Source organism: Butyrivibrio sp. (assembly GCF_015056685.1).
In the GTDB taxonomy this organism is placed as follows: Bacteria; Bacillota; Clostridia; order Lachnospirales; family Lachnospiraceae; genus Butyrivibrio.
In genome coordinates this window covers 21,121-27,531 of record NZ_SVFW01000050.1, presented here as the reverse complement: position 1 = coordinate 27,531, position 6,411 = coordinate 21,121, and the positions used below count along the sequence as shown (strand labels likewise).

5 protein-coding genes and 1 pseudogene are annotated in these 6,411 nt (G+C 41.4%); all 6 read left to right on the top strand.

What is annotated here, in order from left to right:
* Window positions 1–345: pseudogene (locus E7303_RS15045) on the top strand (single-stranded-DNA-specific exonuclease RecJ); the annotation flags it as partial.
* Between the two features lie 161 nt (window positions 346–506).
* The gene (locus E7303_RS15040) at window positions 507–1,994 is read left to right on the top strand and encodes a UDP-N-acetylmuramoyl-L-alanyl-D-glutamate--2,6-diaminopimelate ligase (protein ID WP_292146222.1); all 1,488 of its coding nucleotides are present in this window, start codon (window positions 507–509) and stop codon (window positions 1,992–1,994) included.
* A gap of 152 nt (window positions 1,995–2,146) precedes the next feature.
* Window positions 2,147–4,393: a replication restart helicase PriA gene (priA, locus tag E7303_RS15035; protein ID WP_292146221.1), complete on the top strand. Its 2,247-nt coding sequence runs from the start codon at window positions 2,147–2,149 to the stop codon at window positions 4,391–4,393.
* Between the two features lie 90 nt (window positions 4,394–4,483).
* Window positions 4,484–4,987, top strand: coding sequence for a peptide deformylase (gene def, locus E7303_RS15030; protein ID WP_292146220.1), 504 nt, complete (start codon window positions 4,484–4,486; stop codon window positions 4,985–4,987).
* Window positions 4,988–4,993: 6 nt separating this feature from the next.
* Complete coding sequence (locus tag E7303_RS15025; protein ID WP_022776153.1) at window positions 4,994–5,668, top strand: amino acid ABC transporter permease; 675 nt, start codon at window positions 4,994–4,996, stop codon at window positions 5,666–5,668.
* Between the two features lie 2 nt (window positions 5,669–5,670).
* Window positions 5,671–6,411: an amino acid ABC transporter ATP-binding protein gene (locus E7303_RS15020; protein ID WP_022776152.1), complete on the top strand. Its 741-nt coding sequence runs from the start codon at window positions 5,671–5,673 to the stop codon at window positions 6,409–6,411.

Below are 6,411 nucleotides of genomic sequence, written 5' to 3'. Positions count from 1 at the left end.
CTTGTTAAGGAATTTAGTAAGTTGGAACCTTTTGGAACAGGTAATACCAAGCCTATGTTCGCCCAAAAGGATGTAAAGCTTTTATCGGGAAGAATCCTTGGTAAAAACAAAAATTGTGGAAAATACAGAGTATCTGATGATTCAAATAATTATTTTGATATGATGTATTTTGGAGATATGGATAAGTGGCATGAATTCCTAAGAGAGAAATACGGACAGAGTGCTGTGGATGAACTTTATGATGGAAGAGCTTACAATATGAAGGTGAGTATTGCATATTATCCGGATATTAACAGCTATCAGGGGAGAGAATCAGTTCAGATAGTTATGAGCGATTTCACATGATACAAAAAAATCCCCCATTAACCACAAAAACACACGCGAAGCGTGTGTCTGCGGTTTCTTATGAGGGGGAGATAGTGAGCCTTAGCTCATATCTTTAAATATATGTTACTCCTAAATTGTGAATAAAATGTGACGAAAAAATAAAAAATGGGAGGGCTTACATGAAGCTTAGTAAATTATTGGAAAATCTCGAATACAAAATTACAAAAGGAAACTCTTTTGAAGAAATCAGTGCCGATTCGGTAGAGATAAGGGATGTTGTAAACGATAACCGTAAAATTTCAGAAGGATCTCTTTTCATCTGCATCAAGGGAGCAAATTTTGACGGACATTCCTGTGCAAAAGAAGCGGCAGAAAAAAAGGCTGCAGCAATTGTTGTAAGTCAGGATGTTGAGCTTCCTGAAAATTCAGAAATAGCAGTTGTCAGAGTTGAGGACACAAGATATGCAATGGCATTTATTTCAGCTGCATATTTTGACCATCCTGCAAGAAAACTTAAGACAATCGGTATCACAGGAACAAAGGGTAAGACTACAACAACATATCTTATCAGAAACATGCTTGAGAATGCCGGACACAAGGTTGGTCTTATCGGAACAATAGAAGTAATTATTGGTGATGAGCATATCCATGCAGAAAACACAACACCTGAGTCCTACAATCTTCAGGAGTATATGCATAGAATGGTAGAAGCTGGCTGTGACAGCGTAGTTATGGAGGTTTCTTCTCAGGGACTTATGCTCCACAGAACGCAGGGCTTCACATTTGATATCGGTATCTTTACAAACATTGAGCCAGATCATATCGGACCTAATGAGCACAAGGATTTCGATGACTATATGCACTGCAAAGGTCTTTTGTTCAAGCAGTGTAAGGTGGGTATCTGCAATGGTGATGATATTCACACAGACGACATCCTGGAAGGCCACACCTGCGAGGTTGAGACTTACGGATTTGGTGAGGGCAATGACATAAGAGCTATAAATCTTGCTTATATCCACAAACCGGGCCAGCTTGGCGTGTTCTTTGATACAGACGGACTTATAAAGGTACATGCTGAAGTTGAGACTCCAGGTAAGTTCAGCGTTTTAAATGCTCTTTGTGCTATTGCTGTTGCAAGACACTTTGGCTGCAGCGAAGCTGAGATTGCACCAGCCCTTAAGGGAGCCAAGGTAAAGGGAAGGATCGAGATGGTAAAGGTTTCTGATGACTTTACACTTATGATCGACTATGCCCACAACGCTATGGCACTTAAGAGTCTTCTTACTACACTTAGAGATTATCATCCAAACAGACTTATCTGCCTCTTTGGATGCGGTGGAAACAGAAGTAAGCTCCGCAGATTTGAGATGGGCGAAGTGAGCGGCAAATATGCAGACTTCACTATCATTACATCAGATAACCCAAGATTTGAAGAGCCTGAAGATATCATGAACGATATTGAGACAGGTATGAAAAAGACAGATGGTAAATACATCAAGATCATTGACAGAAAAGAGGCTATTGCTTATGCCATTGATCACGGCGAGCAGGGCGATATCATAGTTCTTGCAGGTAAGGGCCATGAGGACTATCAGGAGATCAAAGGTGTGAAATACCACATGGATGAACGTGAACTCATTCAGGAAATCCTTGAAGAACGTAAGTAATGAGAAGCATATAAAATAACTTTAAAAAATGTGTATCTGATTTTTACAAAAGTGGATACACATTTTTTTATTAATGATTGTCATGTGAGCTTTTACGTTATGATAAAATAATCTTTATAAGTTGGACTAGAGGAGAAGCAAAGGTTAGATTTATGTACGCTAACGTTATTATAGATATTTCACATGAAAAAGTTGATAGGACGTTTCAGTATAGGATACCGGACAGGCTCATTGAGGTGTGTGATATTGGAATGCCTGTGAAGGTTCCTTTCGGAAGGGGAGATAATGTACGAACCGGGTATATTGTTGAACTTACAGAGGAACCCAATTGGGACCCTGACAAGATTAAAGAGATAATTGATGTGGAAAGGAACCTTATTTCCGCAGAGGATATTTCAATAAGGCTTGCTGCCTGGATGAAAAGACAGTACGGCTCTACCATGATAGCTGCGCTTAAGACTGTGCTTCCTGCTTCTAAAAAGCAGGCAAGACAGATACACAAATATATTTCTTTAAGACTTCCTGAAAGGGAGGCAAGAGACCTCTACAACGAGTGCGTAAGGAAAAAGCAAAAGGCTAGAGAGCGTCTTTTGAAGGAACTTATAGATAATCCCGACGACAGGATTCCCTATGAATTTATCACAGGCAAGCTTAATGTGTCTTCACAGGCCATAAAGAGCCTTAGTGACAAAGGAATCATTGCCATAGAAAGTGAAGAGTATTACAGAAAACCTATAGCTGCTGATGGTGCCAGGTATGGTAAAAAGACTTTGAGCGATGAGCAGCAGCATATCGTAGATACTGTTAAAAGAGATTATGACGAGGGCAAAAGAGATACTTATCTCATCCACGGAATAACAGGAAGTGGTAAGACAGAGGTGTACATTGCTCTTATTGATGATGTGATAAAAAGAGGGAAGCAGGCGATTGTTCTGATTCCTGAAATTGCCCTTACTTATCAGACTCTGATGCGTTTTTACAGGCATTTTGGAGACAGAGTTTCAGTAATGAATTCCACGCTTTCACCGGGAGAAAAGTTCGACCAGATGGAAAGAGCCAGAAATGGGGATATTGATATTATCATCGGCCCAAGGTCAGCTCTTTTCACACCATTTCCAAACACAGGAATTATTATAATCGATGAGGAACATGAGGCCACTTACAAGAGCGAGACTATGCCCAAATACCACGCAAGGGAAGTGGCAATAGAACTGTCACACCTTCTTCCTGACGGGGCGGCAGTTGTGCTTGGCTCAGCTACGCCTTCACTTGAGGCCTATTACAAGGCAAAGACCGGGCAGATAAAGCTCTTTGAGCTTAATAAGAGACTTACAGGCGGAACGCTTCCTACCGTTGAGATTGCGGATTTAAGGGAAGAGCTTCGGGCCGGAAATCGGTCCATTTTTTCCAGAAGGCTCTTTGAACTTATGGAGGACAGATTCCAAAAAGATGAGCAGGTCATGCTGTTTATCAACAGAAGAGGACTTGCGGGATTTATCTCCTGCAGGGGCTGCGGCCATGTATTTAAGTGCCCGCACTGCGATGTTTCTTTGTCAGAGCATCGGGGCGGAAGACTTGTATGCCACTACTGCGGATATGAGCAGGCACGGCCCAAGATATGCCCTGAATGCGGCTCAAAATACGTCTCATCTTTCAGAGCAGGAACGCAGCAGATTGAAGATGAGGTAAAAAAGTATTTTCCGGATGCTAAGGTCCTTAGGATGGATGCTGATACCACGAGGACAAAGGGAAGCTATGAAAAGATACTTGGAGCTTTTGCCAACAAGGAAGCCAATGTACTTGTAGGAACTCAGATGATAGTAAAGGGACATGATTTCCCCGACGTTACTCTGGTGGGAATCCTTGCGGCGGATATGTCACTTTATGCCAGTGACTACAGGGCAAGTGAGAGAACTTTCCAGCTGCTTACCCAGGCTGCGGGAAGAGCCGGCAGAGGAGAGAAAAGAGGAAACGTGGTGATTCAGAGCTATCAGCCTGACCACTACAGCATTCTTGCGGCAGCAGATCAGGATTACAAGGGCTTTTACGAGGAAGAGATTGCTTACAGAGATCTTTTAAGGTATCCACCGGTTTCACATATGATGTCTGTTCAGATCCAGTGTAAAAATGAGGCAGAAGGGATTGCCTTTGCCACGAAGCTGAGGGCAGTCATGGAACAAAAAAAGATTCCTAATGTTGTCTATATAGGCCCTGCATCAGCAGCCATAGGAAAGATAAACGACATATACCGAATGGCTATCTATGTCAAGGCAGATGATATGGACATTTTGGTGAAGTTAAAAGATATGGTCGAAAAGTATATAAGAATGCTTGAAGACAGGGGATATCTAAAGAATATCACTACCCAGTTTGATTTTGATCCTGTCAATGGATTCTAATGGGATATTGACATTTCTGCTTAAATTGATATCATATAATGAATTGTATAAAATCTAATGTTTTTTGAACAATAAATAAAGGAGGCCAATATGGCACTTAGAACTATTAGAGAATATGGCGATGAAGTACTTGAGCGTCGCTGCAAAGAAGTTAAGGAAGTAACACCAAGGATCAGAGAACTTGTAGAGGATATGCTTGAGACTATGTATGATGCAAACGGAGTTGGCCTTGCAGCGCCTCAGGTTGGAATTTTAAAGAGAATAGTAGTTATTGATGTTTCACCTGAAGCTGATGATCCTATAGTTATGATTAATCCAGAAATCCTTGAGACTTCAGGCGAGCAGACAGGATATGAAGGATGTCTTTCTATTCCTGGTAAGTCCGGCGTTGTTACAAGACCTAACTATGTTAAGGCAAAAGCATTTGACCTTGATATGAAAGAATTTGTTATTGAAGGAGAGGAACTCCTTGCAAGAGCTATCTGCCATGAGCTCGATCACCTTGACGGACACATGTATGTGGAGAAGGTTGAGGGTGAACTTGTAGACAACGAGGAACTCATGCAGGAGCAGGATTCAGAGGACAAAGAATAATAATACATGTTTAATGCGCAGACATTGGAGCTTTTGATCAGCTCTTTTCCCAAGATATTAGTATATGGACTTAAGGTTTCGGTACCTCTTGCACTAATAGCTTTCGTGCTTTCAACTGTCATTGCTGTATTTGTGGCAATGGTTCAATATGCAGGGGTTCCGGTAGTCAGACAGATCTGCAGATTTTATATCTGGATCATCAGAGGAACACCGCTTTTGGTACAGCTTATGGTGGCATTTTACGGACTTCCACTATTTGGTATAAATGCCAATCCTTTTTTGGTAGCGGTCATAGTTTTTTCGATATGTGAAGGTGCTTACAGTGCTGAGACTATGAGAGCAGCCATGGAGGCAGTTCCCGCCGGACAGCTTGAGGCAGGTTACTGCGTTGGAATGAGCTATATGCAGATCATGTGGCATATCATATTGCCGCAGGCCTTCAGAACAGCTTTTCCATCTCTTTTCAATGCGCTTATCAGCATGGTAAAAGATACATCACTGGCATCAAGCATAACTGTGGTCGAGATGTTTACAAGGACCAAGCAGATTGCAGGACAGTCCTACAATTATTTTCCTTTGTACATAGAAGTTGCAGCTATATATCTGCTCTTTTGTACAGTTCTTACCTTTGTTCAGAAGAAAGGTGAGAGAAGACTTGGAAATTACGGAGTTCGCAAATAAGTATGGCATTACTAGAGGTAAAAAATCTAAAAAAGTCTTTTGACAAAACCGAGGTTTTGAAAGGCATAGATTTAAAAGTAAATAAAGGCGATGTGGTTTCAATTCTGGGACCATCAGGATCTGGTAAGACAACCCTTCTTCGCTGCATAAATTTCCTTGAAAAGCCTGACGGAGGAAAGCTTTCTTTTGATGGGAAAGACTATGATCTTTCCGGGATTTCCAAAAGTGATATAGCTGCCATCAGGAAAAAGACGGGATTTGTTTTTCAGGGCTACAATCTTTTTGCCAATAAGAACGTATTGGAAAATGTGACTTTGGGCCTTACATCTGCGAGAAAGATTCCTAAAAATGAGGCTGACGAGAAGGCACTTGAAGTATTAAAAAAGGTCGGAATGGACGGCTATACTGATTATTATCCCAGTCAGCTTTCAGGCGGACAGCAGCAGAGAGTTGCAATAGCAAGGGCACTTGCCACTGACCCAAGCATTATTTATTTCGATGAGCCTACATCAGCTCTTGATCCACAGCTTACATCAGAAGTTCTTGAGGTTATGAGAGAACTTGCAGATGAGGGTATGACTATGATAGTTGTCACCCATGAAATGGGCTTTGCAAAAGAAGTATCATCCCATGTTGTATTCATGGCAGATGGAAATGTGGTTGAAGAGGGCAGCTCAGCAGACTTCTTTGACAATCCAAAAGAAGTAAGAACAAGAGAATTTTTAAGACTAACTGAGCACTAA

Excerpts from the sequence above, each read along its gene's own strand:
- def (WP_292146220.1), top strand. The coding sequence starts at position 4,484 with ATGGCACTTAGAACTATTAGAGAATATGGCGATGAAGTACTTGAGCGT.
- E7303_RS15025 (WP_022776153.1), top strand. The coding sequence starts at position 4,994 with ATGTTTAATGCGCAGACATTGGAGCTTTTGATCAGCTCTTTTCCCAAG.
- priA (WP_292146221.1), top strand. The coding sequence starts at position 2,147 with ATGTACGCTAACGTTATTATAGATATTTCACATGAAAAAGTTGATAGG.
- E7303_RS15040 (WP_292146222.1), top strand. The coding sequence starts at position 507 with ATGAAGCTTAGTAAATTATTGGAAAATCTCGAATACAAAATTACAAAA.
- E7303_RS15020 (WP_022776152.1), top strand. The coding sequence starts at position 5,671 with ATGGCATTACTAGAGGTAAAAAATCTAAAAAAGTCTTTTGACAAAACC.